The following is a 14,758-nucleotide window of genomic DNA, read 5'->3' as shown; positions in this document are numbered from 1 at the left end:
TGTCCAAATATTACGAAGATGTGACAACAGCATAAAGGACATGCCGTGTTGGGGCCAAGCTTGTGCGTGCACTGCATGGCGATGGCCGTCGCGCTGCGGCAACGTCCGTTACGTTGCGGCCTGCCCCCTTAGGAGTTCATGTGCTCACCGTCAAACAGCTGCGTTATTTCGTCGAGATTGTGGAAAGCGGCAGCTTCAGCCAGGCGGCCGAGCGCCTGTTCATCGCCCAGTCGGCCCTGAGCCGCCAAGTCAAAGAGATGGAAGAGTTAATGGGCGTGAGCCTGCTGGCACGCGACACGCGCCCGTTGGAGCCCACTCCCGCTGGCCGCTCGGTGCTGCAATCGGCGCGGCGCATTCTGGATGCTTTGGCTGACACCACGGTGCAGGCCCGCCATGCCGCGCGTGGCGAAACCGGCAGCGTGCGCCTAGTGCATTCCAGTTCGGTGCCGCTCACAACAAAGCTGCAAGCTTTTCTGCGCGACCACCTGGCGCGTCATCCTGGTATCTCGGTCGAGGTGTTCCAGTCTTCATCGGAACAACAACTGCGCGATATTGAACTCGGTGTTGCCGATATTGGCCTGGCGCGCGCGCCGATTCTGCGGCGCAACCCGTTGGTGGAGATGTATCCGCTCAGCACCGAGCCGTTGGCGGTGGCGGTGCCAGCCACGCATCCTCTGGCCAACGCCAAGCGCGTGGCGTGGTCAGACCTGCGCGACGAGGCATTCGTGGCCTTGCCGCATGCCGAGCGCGGCGGCTTGAGTCACGGCGTGGCCGAACTGTGCCGGGCGCATGGCTTTTACCCGCGCAGCGCACGTGTCACCTCGCGCAAGTGGTCACAGTTGGCGCTGGTGCAGGCAGGCTTTGGCATTGCCGTGGTGCCGCTGTCGATGGGCGAGCTGGCCCCTACGGGCGTGCACCTGGTGGGTCTGGACGAGGCGGAAAGTCAGAGCACCGTGCTGATGTTGACCCGCGCCACCAGCCCGCCCCACGTGCAGCAGTTTGCCGAAGTCTTGCGGCTGGCGCATCAAAACGTGATCTAGCTGATTTTGCGATCGCGCCCGCGCAAATTTGCGATTGGGCAAAGGACTTGCGCATCGCTACATTGGCCGGCATGGAATCTCTTGCTGCCGCTCTCTCCTCACTTCATGCAAGCCCCGTGCAACTGGGCCTGGCCGTTGCGGGTGTGGCGCTGGCCTATGTGATCTTTGGCATGGCCGGTTTTGGCACGGCCTTGGTGGCCGCGCCGGTGCTGGCGCAGGTGATGCCCGTGCGCCAGATCGTGCCCTTGCTGGCGCTGTTGGACTGCGCGGCGGCCTTGACCAGCGTGGCGCGCAACCTGCGCGCGGCCAACCTGAGCGAACTGCGGCGACTGCTGCCGTGTGTGTTGGTGGGCAGCTTGGGTGGCGCGGCGACATTGCTGTGGGGCCGGCCCGATGTGTTGATGCTGGCGCTCGGCATTTTTGCGGTTCTTTACGCGTTGTACTCGCTCAGCGGTGTGCGTCCTTCGGCGCGTTATACACAGCGGGCGGCGGTGCCGTTTGGCTTGGTGGGCGGGGTGTTCTCCGCCCTGTTCGGCAGCGGCGGTTTCATCTACGCGATCTACCTCGCAGGGCGGCTGGAAGGCAAAGACGAAATCCGCCTGACGCAGGCCGCGCTGATCGGGGTGAGTACCCTCACGCGCCTGGTGTTGTTTGCCATGGCGGGTGTGTACAGCCATAGCGGGCTGTGGTGGCTGGCGCTGTTGCTGGCGCCGGTGATGCTGCTCGGCACGGCTGTGGGGCGGCACATCACGCTGAGGCTTTCGCGCGAACAGTTTTTGCGCGTGGTGAGTGGTGTGGTGTTGGTCTCGGGCGTGGCGCTGGTGGTGCGCTACGTGCAGGGCTGAAAGAAGGGGTGCCGCTGGAGGCGCTATGGAAAAACTAGCTGTTCACGCTTTCCACACAAGCGCCAGCGGCAATTTTCCCTTAAAGGCGTTTAAAACGCGTACAGCGCCCGCAGCCGAATGGCCTGGGTCTTCGGCCCGCTTTGCACTTTTAAGTCCTGCCCGTACTGCGCCATGATTTGCACCTGCGGGGTCACAAACGTGGCCCAGGTGAACATCAGGTTGGTGTCGTCTTTGCGGTCGGCCAGCGTGGCGCCGTTCAGTGTTTCTTTGGCGCCCGTGGTGTAGCGCAAAGAGGTGGCCAGGTAGGTGGCGTCGCTGAGGTTGTAGCGCAAGTGGCCAATGCCGCGCAGCAGGCCGTCTTTGGATGCGTTGTTGTCACGCCGGTCTTTGTAGAACTCTGATTGGGCCACCAAGTCCACAGTCCATTTACTGGTGAGTTTTTTGCTGTAGCCCAGTGACAACTCCAGCGCCCAGCGGTTGTCGCTGACGGCGAAGCCGCGGTCGTTGTCGACGCCGGTGGGCGCGGTCACCAACGAGGTGATGCCCAGGTATTCACCTTTTTCGCGGTCGGCAATCGGCCATACGGTGCCGCCTACCAGGATATCGCCGAGGCCGGAGCTTTTTACGCCGGTGAGATCGACCTTTTGCTGCGCAGTGGGCACGATCAATTGAAACGCCGTGGCCGTGTTGTTGACCTGACCGTAGTGCACGTAGCGGAAGATGCCGACGTTGACGTTCAGCCCCAGGTCTTTGGGCAGCGGCACTTTGTCGCCGTTGGCGTACAGCTTGTCGGCTTTGACGTTTTGCACGTAGGCCAGCACCAGGTCTGTGCCGGCGGGCAGCGCGGTGTAGTCGCCCGGGTCGGGAATGGCGGCGGCTTTGCTCGTAGCGGCCCCGAAGAGCAGCGCGGTGGCGGCGATGATTTGCAGTTGGCGTTGGTTGTTCATGTTTGTCTCCTTTGGTTTTTCTTCAATCAAAAGTCCGTCAAATTTCGGTCAGGCCGCGCCGTACAGCGTGACGACACACGCGCCGCCCAGCCCGAGGTTGTGTTGCAGCCCCAGGCGAGCGCCGGGCACTTGGCGCTGGTCGGCCGTGCCACGCAATTGGTGGGTGATCTCGAAACACTGCGCCAGGCCGGTTGCGCCCAATGGGTGCCCCTTGGACAACAAACCGCCGGAGGGGTTGGTCACCACCTTGCCACCGTAGGTGTTGTCGCCATCGGCAATGAACTGCGCCGCACCGCCTTCGGGGCACAGGCCCAGAGCCTCGTAGCTGATGAGTTCGTTGTGCGCAAAGCAGTCGTGCAGCTCCACCAGGTCGATGTCTTCGGGGCCAATGCCCGCTTGGGTGTAGACCTGCTGCGACGCGGCTTGGCTCATGCCGTAGCCCACCAGGTTCATCATGTCGTGGCTCTCGAAGCTGTCGGGCCGGTCGGTGGTCATGGCTTGCGCCAGGATGCGCACGTCGCTGCGCAAGCCGTGGGCTTTGGCGTACGACTCGGACACCAACACCGCCGCTGCCGCGCCGCAGGTGGGCGGGCAGGCCATCAGCCGTGTCAACACGCCGGGCCACAGTGCTGGTGCGTTCAACACGTCCTCCGAAGTGAGTTCTTTGCGCAGCAGCGCCAGCGGGTTCTTCGCGGCGTGTCGGCTGGCCTTGGCGCGGATCTGTGCAAAGGCCGACAACGGTGTGCCGTACTTCTGCATGTGGCTCAAACCTGCGCCGCCGAAGTAGCGCAGCGCCAACGGCAACTCGGGCTGGCCCACCAGGGCGGCGGCCTCGCGGTCGAAGTCTTCAAACGGGCTGGGGCGGTCGTTGAATACCACGCCCAGTGCGCCGGGGCTCATCTGTTCAAAGCCCAAGACCAGCACACAGTCTGCCGCGCCGCTGGCAATCGCTTGGCGGCCGAGAAACAAGGCCGTGGACCCGGTAGAGCAGTTGTTGTTGACGTTGACGATGGGGATGCCGCTCATGCCCACGCCATACAGCGCCTTCTGCCCGGCGGTGGAGTCGCCGTACACGTAGCCCACATAGGCTTGCTGAACGGAGTCGTAGGTTATGCCTGCGTCGGCCAGCGCTTGGCGCGTGGCGGTGGCGGCCATCTCGGGGTAGGGCGCGTTGGCGCCGGGCTTGACGAAGGGGATCATGCCCACGCCGGCCACGCAGACGGTGTTGGAAGATGCGGTCATGTGTTTTCTCCGTTGGCCAGCAAGGTGGCGCGCACCTCTTTTTTCAACACCTTGCCGACTTTGGAGCGGGGCAGGTCGGCCCAAATCTCCACCTGCTTGGGCGCTTTCACGCTGCCCAAGCGGGCTTTGACAAAAGCCTTCACCTCGTCAGCGTCTGGCGTGTGGCCGGGGCGTGGCTGCAGCACGGCGACCACGCGCTCACCCCATTTCTCGTCGGGCAAGCCGATGACCGCACCGTCTTGAATCGCCGGGTGCTGCAGCAGCACTTGTTCGACTTCGATGGAGTAGACGTTGAAGCCGCCCGTGATCACCATGTCTTTGGCGCGGTCGACGATGTAGAGAAAGCCGTCGGCATCCAGGTGGCCAATGTCGCCGGTGTGGTGCCAGCCAAAACGCGAGGCTTCGGCGGTGGCTTTTTCGTCTTTGTAGTAGCCCAGCATGACCAGGGAACCACGCACCACGATCTCGCCGTTTTCACCATTCGGCAGCAGCGTGCCGTGCTCGTCCATCACCGCCACCTGTACCAGAGGTCCCGGTCGGCCGGCCGATGTGAGGCGGTGTTGGGCGATGCTGCCGTCGGCATTGAAGTGCTCGCGTGGCGACATCATCGACACCATCATCGGCGCCTCGGTCTGGCCGAAGAGCTGCGCCATCACCGGGCCGATTTTCTGCAAGGCTTCTGCCAGCCGCGCTGCCGCAATCGGGGCCGCGCCATACCAGAAGCATTGCAGCGAACCGAGCGGCGTGGTCGCCAGGTCGGGGTGCTGCAGCAGCATGTAGATCAGCGTGGGCGGCAAGAAGGTGTGGGTGATGTGCTCGCGTTCAATCAATGCCAAGAACTCGCCCAGATCGGGCTTGGGCATGATGACCACGCGCCCGCCCAAGGCCAGCACGGGCAGGCACAACACGCCGGCGGCATGCGTCAGCGGCGCCAGCGCCAGGTAGGCCGGGCGGCCATTGAACGGGTAGCCCATCAGCGTGAGCGCGCTCATGCTCTCCAGGTTGCGGCCCGACAGCATCACGCCCTTAGGCGCGCCGGTGGTGCCGCCGGTGCCGGCGATCATGGCCACATCGTCTACCGTGGGGATTTCAATCGGCGCGTCACTGGCGCTCGCCAACCAGGTGCCGAGCGAAGGCGCAAACGGCATGGTTTGATCCAGGCACACCAGCACCGCCAGCTGCGGCAATTCACCCCGCATCTGCTCTACCAGTGGGGCATAGTGGCTGTGGAAGATCAGGCAGCGGCAGTCGAACGCGTTCAACACAAAGCGGTTCTCAGACACCTCGTTACGGGGGTTGATGGGGCACCACACGGCCGCAGCGCGCGAGATGCCAAACACGCTGGCAAACGCCACCGGGTCGTTGCTGGAGAGCACCGCCACTTTTTGGCCGGGAGCAATGCCGTCGCGCTGCAAAGCCCGAGCGATGCGGTGGCTGAGCGTTTGCACATCGGCATAACGCAACACCACGCTGCCCATGCTGAGGCAAGGCTCTTGCGGCCCGAGTTGGGCCCCTTTGTCGAGGTAGTCAATCAAACGCATGGCGCTTCTTTCTGCGGAGCTGATTAGCGCTGCACGCTGACCACGGGTTCCATCACCAGGCCATAAGCCTTCAAGATGCCCAGCAGTTCGCGGTGGCCAAAGGCCTGGCAGGCGGAGGCAAAACCCACGCGCTTGGGGGCTTGCTGCAGCAGGCTGTAGGCGGCGTAGGCCTGCATCAAGCCGGTTTGTTTGTAGTTGCAGTTGCCGTTGATCACGCAGTGCGCGCGTGCCAGCGGGCCAGAGCCGTACACCGAGTCGAGCGTGATGTTGATGCGTGGGTTTTCACGCGGCGGCATGCCGGCCTGAATGGACGCGGCAATCTTTGCCAAAGCCTCTTCGCGCTCGACGTGTGGCAGGTTGGCGATCTGATCCTGGTACATCTTTTGGGTGGCGATGACGCCCTCCATCACCTCGCGTGCAAACACGCCGCCCAGCGCTTTGCAGTTGGCCACGCGCGGGTCGTTCTTGAACCACACCGGGTGCGCGGTGCCAGCCCAGGGGGTGACGATGGCCGGCACGTGGTGGCCGGGCACGTTGACGTTGAAGTGGGTGTCTTGCGGCCACTCGACGTATTTGTTTTGCTCCAGGTAGTACCACTTGGCCTTCAAGATGCTGAAGATGGTTTGGGTGGACGCGTAGGTGGGGAAGCCTTTCCACAACACCAGAATGTCCAGCGTGTCGATGCCCTGGGTTTCGAGGCAAATGTTGGCGGCGATTTCGCCGGTGGTGTACATCTGCGCCAGGCCGGGCGACAGCAGCAAACCCTTGTCGGCAAACTTTTTGCCCCAGCGCGCTTCGGCGTCGATCATCCAGTCTTGTTCACCGGTGGTGTCGCTGTAGTGCACGCCGGCGTTCAAGCAGGCCTCGACCACTTCGGGGCCGAATTTGCTGAACGGGCCAACCATGTTGCTCACCATGGTGGCGCCTTTGAACAGCGCGGTGAGGGCTTCGACGTTGTGCTCGACCTCCACCACTTCGTAGTTGGCGCGCTCGATGCCGGGCACCTTGTCCATCACTTCTTGTGTGCGCGCTTTGTCGCGCCCGGCGGCGATGAAGGGCAGGCCCAGTTCGGTCAGGTATTCGCAGACCAGGCGACCGGTGTAGCCCGAGGCGCCGTAGACGATGACAGGTTTTTGGCTCATGTTTTTTGCTTTCAATGCGAGAGGGGGAAAATGAAATGAATGCTTATGGATGGATGTATGGAGCGGCTACATGCCCATGCCGCCGTCCACCGACAAGCCCACGCCGGTGATGAAACGCGCCGCGTCGGAACACAGGAAAACCGTGGCGTCAGCCATGTCGCGCACTTCGCCCAAACGGCCGAGCGGGGTTTGGCCAACCACCGAGCCAATGGCCGCGTCTACATCGGCAAACAGGCCGGCCTTGACCACGTCGGTGGCCAGGCCTACGCCCATCTCGGTGGGCACCAGGCCAGGGAAGATGCAGTTCACGCGCACGCCGTAGCCCAACTTGCCGGACTCCATGGCGGCCACACGTGTAGCGCGGTCTACGGCCGATTTGCTGGCCGAGTACCCGGCAATGGCGGGGAAGGCGATGGTGGCGGCCACCGAAGAAATGTTGACCACCGCACCACCGGGCAACATGGTCTTGAAGGCGTGTTTGATGCCGAGCAGCGTGCCCACCACGTTCACGTCGAACATGCGACGAAGGTCGGCGGCTTCCTGGTTGATGACCAGCGAGGTGATCTCGATGCCGGCGTTGTTCACCAAGATGTCGAACCCGCCGAGCTCGGCTTGGGTTGCGGCCACAGCGGCAGTCCAGCTTTCGTCTTGCGTGACGTCCAGCGCCACAAAGCCCACTTTGGCGCCGCCTGCCGCGAGCCGAGCCGCAGTCTCGCGCCCCAGTTCCGCCAGCACGTCGCCCACCATGACGGACGCCCCGGCTTTGACCAGCGCCTCGGCAATGCCCGCCCCAATGCCGCGTGCGGCCCCTGTGACCAGGGCTTTGCGGCCCGTGAGATCGAATGCTGTCATGGTTGTCTCCTGCTTTTGTTGAAGGTGCGATTCATGCTAAAAATTCTTTTGACACTCGTCAAGAAAATGTTGGTCAAGTGTCAAGTTATTAGGGTAAACAGGGGGATTTGAGGTGCGCGCGTGCTATGCTTTGCACCGTTATGCAAGCTTCTGCCGCGACCAAATTAGCCCCAAAATCCGCTCGTATTGCGCGCGTGCCGCGTGGTGAGAAAGTGCGGGTGGATAAATTCGCCGAGCGTCGTGCCGAGCTGGGCGAAGCCGCCTTGCAAACCCTGGCGAACCTGGGCTACGCGCGCACTAGCCTGCGCGAAATTGCGCAGAACTCCGAGTTCTCGCACGGCGTGTTGCACTACTACTTCAGCGACAAGCTCGACCTCATCGTCTGCAGCGTGCGCCAGTACAAAGCGCGCTGCGCCACGCGCTACGACCAGATCACCGCCGAGGCCACCACCTACGCTGCGCTGCGCGACGGCTTTGTGCAAATCCTGGGCGAGACCCTGCGCAACGAGGCGCTGATGCATCGGCTCTGGTACGACCTGCGTTCGCAGGCTCTGTTTGAAGAGGCGTTTAGAACCGACGTGGCCGAGATCGACAAAAGCCTCGAGGCCATGATCTGGCGCGTGATGGCCCGCAGTGCCGCGCTGGCGAACGTGCCGCTGCTGCTGTCATCGCAGGCGGTTTATGCGTTGTTTGATGGTTTGTTTCAGCAGGCGCTGTTGCAGCACCTGTCGGGCGACGACGAAGCCGTGGCCCGCATGCAAGCCGATGCGTTGAAAACGATGGACGGGTTCTTCAACCCACCCACCGCTACGGCTTAACGCCCTCGGCTAAGGCTGTTTCACAGCCGGTCAGAATTTCTCGTGCGGCGCCAGGTACCGCCATTGCCCCAGCGGCAAATTGCCCAGCATCACATTGCCGATGCGCACCCGCTTCAGGCCCACCACCTTCAGACCCACCTGTTCACACATGCGGCGGATCTGGCGCTTCTTGCCTTCGGTCAACACAAAGCGCAGTTGCTCGGGGTTTTGCCAAGTCACTTTGGCCGGTTTCAACGCCTGGCCGTCCAGGCTCAAGCCATGGCGCAACTTGGCCAGCATGGCGGGCGGGAACACACGCTGCACGTCGTTGGTGACAGGGTCGTTGTCGTCCATGCGCACCAGCTCGCCGCCGGGGGCTGGCTGGCCCAGGCCGTGGTAAACCACGCGCACCAGGTATTCCTTTTCCATGGTCGAGTCTTCGCCAATCAACTGGCGGGCCACGCGGCCGTCTTGCGTCATCACCAGCAGGCCGATGGAGTCGATGTCGAGGCGTCCGCAGGGCGCCAGGCCACGCAGTTGGTTGGGGTGGAAAAAGAAGCGCGCGTTGTCGTCTACCCAGCGGTTTTGCGGCGTGAACAGTGTGACGGCGGGCTCGTGCCCGTCCTCGGCCTGCGCGCTCACATAACCCATGGGTTTGTTGATGAGGATGGTGACTTGCGTGGCCTGGTGGCCGCTGGCGGCCTTGTCGATCTGGATGCGATCGGTCGGCGTGACCTTCACGCCCATTTCGGCCACCTGGCCGTTCACCTTGACCCAGCCCTTGGCGATCCATTCGTCGGCCTCGCGGCGCGAGCACATGTTCAGCTCGGCCATGCGTTTGTTCAAGCGCATGGGCTCGTTGGTCGAGGCCGCAGGCGGTGCGGCGCGGCGGAACGGCGTAGCACCTGCTGAAGCAGGCGGCGGTGCTTTGCGCGGTGGCGCGGAAGAGTCGGGAGGGGTAGGCATATCAGGCTCGCAATGCTATTTTGTTCATAGCTGGCTGCGCTAGCGGTGCAAGCGCGGGAGGTCATTTTCGCTTAAATGCTGGCGCACACAAAAGTTGCTGCCGAGATGGTGCCTAATCAGCCACTATGAGCACCCACATTTCTTCGCGCCGCCAAATCATCACCGTCGCCTTGCTGGTGTTCGCCGTCATCGGCGGCCTGGTGCGCTGGCTGGCGCCGCAACCCTCCTTGGCGCGCGACATGGGTTCGCTGCTGCTGGTGCTGTGGCTGCCCATCATCGGCAACATCATCGCGTGGCTGGTGGCACGTGCGGCCAAGCCCAAACAGGTGCAGCCCGGCTTTGCGTTGGACAGCGCCTTCGTGCCCTCGGCCCGTATTTCGCTCACGCTCATGGCGGCGGATGTGCCTGCGGCCAGCCGACCGATCCGAGGTGATCGATCTGGTTTGTTCCCTTGCATGCTGGTGTTGGGTAACGAGGCTTTCAGCGCTCGCCTGCTGGTGCCTGTTGGCGCTGAGCCCGTGCCCGAGGTGGCGCAGACCTTGGCGGTGCAATTTCTACGGCCTGAGTTGGCTTTGAGCAAGTTGCCCATCGGCACCAACTTCACATTGCTGGACGGGCGCACATTGCTGGGAACCGGGCGTGTGGTGGAATAGGTTCTTCAACCTTGATGCAAGCCAACGTCTCATGACGACACCACGCTCTTCTGTCCTGTCGATGGCGATTTTGCTGTGCGGCCTGGCCGCGCCCGCCTTCGCTCTTTCCACCGGTGACCCGCTGCCACTGCAGTTATCTGCCCTGGAAGGCGCACGTGCCGAGCGGCAAGCGTGTGCGTTGCAGTTTCCTGAACTGAAAGAGAAAAACGAGGCTGCGTTTCGTGCTTCGCCCTACGGCCAGTGGACGAGCGAAGAACTCATCAAAGCCATGACCACCGGTGAAGAGCAAGCCAAACAATTGGCGGGCTTGCCGATCCTGCGGGCCACGTACCAAAAAAGCATGGGCGAGATGCCCGCCGAGGCGCGGCGGCGCCTGTGCACCAGCATGGCCTCGTACCTGGAAGACTTGACGCAAAAAGGCGTGAGCCTGGGGCCCAAACCTCAGGTTGATCAGAGGTAAAACGCCTCGACCTTGCCCTTGAGCTTGATCAACAACGGACGGCCCTTGCGGTCGACTGTCTTGCCAGCGGGTACTTTCACCCAGCCTTCGCTGATGCAGTATTCCTCCACGTCCACGCGGTCTTGGCCGTTGAAGCGGATGCCGATGTCGTGTGCAAACACAGCGGCCACGTGGTGCGGGCTGCGGGGGTCTACCGACAGGTGGTCTGGCAATGCGGGGCGGTCGGCTGGGGTAGCTGGGGTGGTGGCGTCGGTCATGTTGTTCGATTCCAAAGCGAGAAAACCGGTGATTTTCGCGGATTTGAAGATGGGTTCTTATCGAACGAGCCGATAGCCCACCGCCGTCTCCGTCAGCAAGTGCTTGGGCTGCGCCGGATCGGCCTCCAGCTTCTGCCGCAAGTGGCCCATGTAGACGCGCAGGTAATGGCTTTGGTCTGAATGCGACGGGCCCCACACTTCGCGCAGCAACTGGCGCTGGGTGAGCACCCGGCCAGTGTTGGCTGCCAGCACCGACAGCAGCCGGTATTCGGTGGGCGTGAGGTGCACCTCGGCGCCGGCGCGGCGCACCAGGCGGGCGGTGCGGTCGATCTCTACGTCGCCAAAGCGAAATAGCGCCTCGGCTTCCTCAGTGGCGCCATTCGTCGCCGCACGCGGGCGACGTTGTGTGGCGCGCACGCGGGCCAGCAACTCGCCGGTGCCGAAGGGTTTGGTCAGGTAGTCGTCGGCACCCGCGTCGAGCGCGGCAATTTTGTCGGCCTCGTCGCTGCGCGCCGACAACACGATGATGGGCACGGCCGACCAGCCGCGTACATCGGCGATCACGCGCATGCCGTCGGCATCGGGCAGGCCGAGGTCGAGCACCAGCAGGTCGGGCTTGCGGGTGCCGGCGTCGGTCAGGCCGCGCTGCGCGGTATCGGCCTCGAACACTTGCCAGCCTTCGGCCTCCAGCGCGGCGCGCACAAAGCGGCGGATCTGGGGTTCGTCTTCGATGATGATGGCGGTGGGTTGGGACATTTTTAATGCAGCTCGTCTAGGGCTTCTATCGCTTCTACAGGCGCGGGTGGTGTGCGGCGCGGCAGCGTGATGGTGAATTCTGCGCCACTGCCGTCGGCGGTATCAGCGTTATTGGCGGTGATCTGGCCACGGTGCGCATCTACCACCGCTTTGCAAATCGCTAGCCCCAAGCCTACGCCCGGCGTGGCCGACTCGACCGCGCCGCGTGTGAACTTTTCAAACAGCGTGGCCTCGCGCCCGCGCAGCGCTTCGGGCAGGCCGGGGCCGTGGTCGCGCACACGGATGTGCAGCGCCTCATCGCTTGCGCTGGCGTGCACTTCGATGGGCGGCGCGCCGTATTTGGCGGCGTTCTCCAGCAGGTTCACCAGCACACGTTCCATCAAGGCGGCGTCAAATTCCACCAACGGCAAGTCGGCCGGAATGTGCGTGTGCACGGTGGTGGCGCCGGGCACATGGCGCGCGGCACGGGTGGCGCCGCCCACCAATTCTTCCACCGACTGCCAATCGCTGCGCAGATGTACGCCGCCGTTTTGCAGGCGCGCCATGTCCAGCAGGTTGGTGACGAGGGCGGCCAGCGCGTGGCCTTCGTGCGCCATGGCGCGGGCGAGTCCTGCCTGCTGGGGGGGCAGCGGTGGTTGGGTTTGCTGCAGGGTTTCGGCCAGGCCAATCATTGCCGTGAGCGGCGTGCGCACGTCGTGCGACAGCGCGGCCAACAGCGCGTTGCGCAGGCGTTCGGACTCCATCTCGACGACGGCTTTTTGCGAGATGTCGACGTAGTGCACGCGCTCCAGCGCAATGGCGATTTGCCGTGCCAGGGTGTCGAGTTGCTGGCGCTGCTCGGGAATCAACAGCCAGCGTGCCTCGGCCGGCTGCAGCGCCAACACGCCGCGCAGCCGCATGGGGGCCGACAGCGGCGTGTAGTGCCAGTTGTGGGCGGACAAGGTGGCGGTGGTCAGGCCCGCAGGCTGGTTGTTGCGCAGCGTCCATTCCGCCACACTGAGGTCAAAACCTTCGGGCTGCGGGCTGGGTGGAATCAACTGGTCGTGTTCATCCAATGCCAGCACCACGGCCTGGCCGCCAAAGGTGCGCTGCACGGCCGATGCGCCAAGCGCGCACACCTGCTCGGGCATCAAAGCGGCCGACAACTCTCGGCTCAATTCAAACAGCGCTTGTGCACGCCGCTCGCGGCTGCTGGCGATGCGCGCCTGGAACTGCAAGCCAGCGGTGAGCTGGCCAATCAGCAAGCCCACGCCCAGCATCACCATGAAGGTCACCACGTACTGCACGTCGCTGACCGAGAACGACAGCTTGGGCGCCACGAAGAAATAGTCGAACGCGGCCACGTTCAAGAATGCCGCCACCGCAGACGGCCCACGCCCAAAACGCATGGCCACCAACACCACGCCGAGCAAGAACAGCATGACGATGTTGGTCAGGTCGAAAAACGCGGCGAGCGGGTTGGCTACCGCCGTGACCAGCACACACACCGCTGCGGCCCAGGCGTAGCCGTGCCAGGTGTGGGGCTTGTGCTCGGGCGCCAGGCTTTGGCGCGGCGGCACGGCGTGGCCGAGGCGGCGGGTGCTGTCGGTGTGGCCGACTTCCACGACATCTAGTGTTGGGGCTAGGTTGGCTAGTTGACGCGCCAGAGGCTTGTGCGGCCAGCGTATTTGCTGCGTCCAGATCTTCCATCCGCTGCGCTCGGCATCGCCGTCCGACTTGTGTCGCCCCAGCACCAGCGTGGCGCAGTTCAGGGTCTGCGCTTGTGCGACCAAAGCGGGGGCGACTTCGGGGCCGGTGAGCACGGCGGTGGTGGCACCCAGGCTTTCTGCGAGTTGGATCACCGCCAGAATGCGGTCGCGCTGTGCCTGGTCGAGCCGCTGCAGGCGCGGCGTTTCCACATACGCCGCGTGCCAGTGCACGTTGAGCTTGCCCGCCAGGCGCGCCGCGCTGCGCACGGTTTGCTCGGCGCCGGTTTCAGGGCCGATGCAGGCCAGGATTGCGCCCGATGAGTCCCACACCGGCAGCGTGCTGGATGGCCCGCCACCGGCCTGTGTCGATTGCTCGATGCGGTAGCTGCGCACGTCGTCTTCCACGTGTTCGGCGGTGCGGCGCAGGGCGATTTCGCGCAGGGCGATGAGGTTGCCTTTGCGAAAGAAGTTTTGCGCGGCGCGTGCGGCCTGCTGCGGCAGATAGACCTTGCCACTGCGCAGGCGGTGCAGCAGTTCATCCGGCGTCACGTCGACCAGCACCAATTCATCGGCCGCATCGAGCACGGTGTCGGGCACGGTTTCGTGCACGCGTATGCCGGTGATGGCGCCCACTGTGCCGTTCAAACTTTCCAGGTGCTGCACGTTGAGGGTAGACCACACGTCGATGCCCGCGCCCAGCAGTTCTTCGATGTCTTGCCAGCGCTTTTGGTGGCGTGCGCCTGGCGTGTTGGTGTGGGCGAGTTCGTCGACCAGTAGCACGTCGGGGTGGCGCGTGAGGGCGGCGTCGAGGTCGAACTCGTGTAGCGTGTGGCCACGGTGCTCCATCTCCAGCCGAGGGAGTTGGTCTAGGCCCGCCAGCAGGGCGGCGGTGTCGCTTCGGCCGTGGGTTTCGAGCAGGCCGACCACCACGTCTGCACCGGCTTTGCGTGCGGCGTGGGCGGCTTGCAGCATGGCGTAGGTTTTGCCTACGCCTGCGACTGCGCCGAAGTAGATGCGCAGGCGTCCGCGCTGGGCTTGGCGCTCGGCGTGCTGCAGTTGTTGGAGCAGGTGGTCGGGGGAGGGGCGGGTGTCAGGGCTTTGGGCCACGGGGTTGCCTCTGGGGTTTTCTCATTGGAGGTTAGCACTGCTGCTGACGGTTTTTGGATTTGTGGGTTTCTGTTGAGGGTGGAGGCCGGGAGTCGCCCGGCGGCGAGATACTTTCTTTTGCTTCGCCAAAAGAAAGTACCCAAAGAAAAGGCGACCCCGCTATCTGCGTCCCCTCGCGGAGCGAGGGGCAACCTGCGCTGAGCGGCTTTGGCGGGGTTTCGCTGGAACTCGCTGCGCTCAAACAGCCAGCGAAACTGATCCCGCCAAAACCGCCCATCGCAGGCGCAGCTAGAAGGGGCTGCGATACCGAATTCAACCCGGCTCGCTACGCATCGCACGGATGTTGAATCCGGGCCGAGCAAAGCGATGGCCCGTCTGGTTTCCAACTCCCGTCAGGCCGGGCCTGCGATGGGTGGGGTTGGTGGGATCAGGGCTGGTGGCTGTTTGAGCGGAACGCGAGTTCCA

14 protein-coding genes are annotated in these 14,758 nt (G+C 63.7%); 5 read left to right on the top strand and 9 right to left on the bottom strand.

What is annotated here, in order from left to right:
• Positions 1-140 precede the first annotated feature (140 nt).
• Positions 141-1,040 carry a LysR family transcriptional regulator gene (locus tag ACPWMG_RS25725; RefSeq protein WP_483302309.1) on the top strand — a complete coding sequence of 300 codons (900 nt, stop codon included), beginning with the start codon at positions 141-143 and terminating at the stop codon, positions 1,038-1,040.
• Positions 1,041-1,111: 71 nt separating this feature from the next.
• Positions 1,112-1,885: a sulfite exporter TauE/SafE family protein gene (locus tag ACPWMG_RS25720; RefSeq protein ID WP_483302308.1), complete on the top strand. Its 774-nt coding sequence runs from the start codon at positions 1,112-1,114 to the stop codon at positions 1,883-1,885.
• A gap of 89 nt (positions 1,886-1,974) precedes the next feature.
• On the opposite strand, the gene ACPWMG_RS25715 is transcribed toward ACPWMG_RS25720, so the two are convergent.
• The 5 genes from ACPWMG_RS25715 to ACPWMG_RS25695 form a co-directional block, all read right to left on the bottom strand.
• Positions 1,975-2,832 carry a transporter gene (locus tag ACPWMG_RS25715; RefSeq protein ID WP_483302307.1) on the bottom strand — a complete coding sequence of 286 codons (858 nt, stop codon included), beginning with the start codon at positions 2,830-2,832 and terminating at the stop codon, positions 1,975-1,977.
• A gap of 48 nt (positions 2,833-2,880) precedes the next feature.
• A complete protein-coding gene (locus ACPWMG_RS25710) occupies positions 2,881-4,074 on the bottom strand; it encodes a lipid-transfer protein (RefSeq protein ID WP_483302306.1) in 1,194 nt (397 codons plus the stop codon).
• Positions 4,071-5,615: an AMP-binding protein gene (locus ACPWMG_RS25705; RefSeq protein WP_483302305.1), complete on the bottom strand. Its 1,545-nt coding sequence runs from the start codon at positions 5,613-5,615 to the stop codon at positions 4,071-4,073. The genes ACPWMG_RS25710 and ACPWMG_RS25705 overlap by 4 nt, the downstream gene beginning before the upstream one ends.
• A 23-nt stretch (positions 5,616-5,638) precedes the next feature.
• Complete coding sequence (locus tag ACPWMG_RS25700; protein ID WP_483302304.1) at positions 5,639-6,757, bottom strand: DUF5938 domain-containing protein; 1,119 nt, start codon at positions 6,755-6,757, stop codon at positions 5,639-5,641.
• Positions 6,758-6,823: 66 nt separating this feature from the next.
• The gene (locus tag ACPWMG_RS25695) at positions 6,824-7,609 is read right to left on the bottom strand and encodes an SDR family NAD(P)-dependent oxidoreductase (RefSeq protein WP_483302303.1); all 786 of its coding nucleotides are present in this window, start codon (positions 7,607-7,609) and stop codon (positions 6,824-6,826) included.
• Positions 7,610-7,827: 218 nt separating this feature from the next.
• On the opposite strand from ACPWMG_RS25695, the gene ACPWMG_RS25690 reads away from it, so the two are divergent.
• Positions 7,828-8,427, top strand: coding sequence for a TetR/AcrR family transcriptional regulator (locus ACPWMG_RS25690; protein WP_483302302.1), 600 nt, complete (start codon positions 7,828-7,830; stop codon positions 8,425-8,427).
• Positions 8,428-8,457: 30 nt separating this feature from the next.
• Here ACPWMG_RS25690 and ACPWMG_RS25685 read toward each other — a convergent pair whose 3' ends face one another.
• Positions 8,458-9,258, bottom strand: coding sequence for a pseudouridine synthase (locus ACPWMG_RS25685; RefSeq protein ID WP_483305344.1), 801 nt, complete (start codon positions 9,256-9,258; stop codon positions 8,458-8,460).
• Positions 9,259-9,497: 239 nt separating this feature from the next.
• Between ACPWMG_RS25685 and ACPWMG_RS25680 the strand changes: the two genes are divergently transcribed.
• Positions 9,498-10,025: a hypothetical protein gene (locus ACPWMG_RS25680; RefSeq protein ID WP_483302301.1), complete on the top strand. Its 528-nt coding sequence runs from the start codon at positions 9,498-9,500 to the stop codon at positions 10,023-10,025.
• 31 nt (positions 10,026-10,056) lie between these two features.
• Positions 10,057-10,485 (top strand): hypothetical protein, encoded by a 429-nt coding sequence (locus ACPWMG_RS25675; RefSeq protein WP_483302300.1) that lies wholly within the window; start codon positions 10,057-10,059, stop codon positions 10,483-10,485.
• Here the strand turns inward: ACPWMG_RS25675 and ACPWMG_RS25670 are convergent.
• The 3 genes from ACPWMG_RS25670 to ACPWMG_RS25660 are packed head-to-tail and all read right to left on the bottom strand — an operon-like array spanning position 10,476 to position 14,293.
• A complete protein-coding gene (locus tag ACPWMG_RS25670; protein ID WP_483302299.1) occupies positions 10,476-10,742 on the bottom strand; it encodes a DUF3297 family protein in 267 nt (88 codons plus the stop codon). The genes ACPWMG_RS25675 and ACPWMG_RS25670 overlap by 10 nt on opposite strands.
• Positions 10,743-10,799: 57 nt before the next feature.
• The gene (kdpE, locus tag ACPWMG_RS25665) at positions 10,800-11,498 is read right to left on the bottom strand and encodes a two-component system response regulator KdpE (protein WP_483302298.1); all 699 of its coding nucleotides are present in this window, start codon (positions 11,496-11,498) and stop codon (positions 10,800-10,802) included.
• A gap of 2 nt (positions 11,499-11,500) precedes the next feature.
• Entirely contained in the window at positions 11,501-14,293 is a 2,793-nt protein-coding gene (locus ACPWMG_RS25660) for a DUF4118 domain-containing protein (RefSeq protein WP_483302297.1), read from the bottom strand.
• Positions 14,294-14,758 lie beyond the last annotated feature (465 nt).

Source organism: Hydrophilobacter chitinilyticus (genome assembly GCF_049860745.1).
Classification (GTDB): domain Bacteria; phylum Pseudomonadota; class Gammaproteobacteria; order Burkholderiales; family Burkholderiaceae_C; genus Rhodoferax_B.
This window is presented reverse-complemented; position numbering and strand designations above follow the sequence as displayed.

Excerpts from the sequence above, each read along its gene's own strand:
- ACPWMG_RS25685 (WP_483305344.1), bottom strand. The coding sequence starts at position 9,258 with ATGCGCTTGAACAAACGCATGGCCGAGCTGAACATGTGCTCGCGCCGC.
- ACPWMG_RS25695 (WP_483302303.1), bottom strand. The coding sequence starts at position 7,609 with ATGACAGCATTCGATCTCACGGGCCGCAAAGCCCTGGTCACAGGGGCC.
- ACPWMG_RS25705 (WP_483302305.1), bottom strand. The coding sequence starts at position 5,615 with ATGCGTTTGATTGACTACCTCGACAAAGGGGCCCAACTCGGGCCGCAA.
- ACPWMG_RS25710 (WP_483302306.1), bottom strand. The coding sequence starts at position 4,074 with ATGACCGCATCTTCCAACACCGTCTGCGTGGCCGGCGTGGGCATGATC.
- ACPWMG_RS25720 (WP_483302308.1), top strand. The coding sequence starts at position 1,112 with ATGGAATCTCTTGCTGCCGCTCTCTCCTCACTTCATGCAAGCCCCGTG.
- ACPWMG_RS25675 (WP_483302300.1), top strand. The coding sequence starts at position 10,057 with ATGACGACACCACGCTCTTCTGTCCTGTCGATGGCGATTTTGCTGTGC.
- ACPWMG_RS25715 (WP_483302307.1), bottom strand. The coding sequence starts at position 2,832 with ATGAACAACCAACGCCAACTGCAAATCATCGCCGCCACCGCGCTGCTC.
- ACPWMG_RS25700 (WP_483302304.1), bottom strand. The coding sequence starts at position 6,757 with ATGAGCCAAAAACCTGTCATCGTCTACGGCGCCTCGGGCTACACCGGT.
- ACPWMG_RS25680 (WP_483302301.1), top strand. The coding sequence starts at position 9,498 with ATGAGCACCCACATTTCTTCGCGCCGCCAAATCATCACCGTCGCCTTG.
- kdpE (WP_483302298.1), bottom strand. The coding sequence starts at position 11,498 with ATGTCCCAACCCACCGCCATCATCATCGAAGACGAACCCCAGATCCGC.
- ACPWMG_RS25670 (WP_483302299.1), bottom strand. The coding sequence starts at position 10,742 with ATGACCGACGCCACCACCCCAGCTACCCCAGCCGACCGCCCCGCATTG.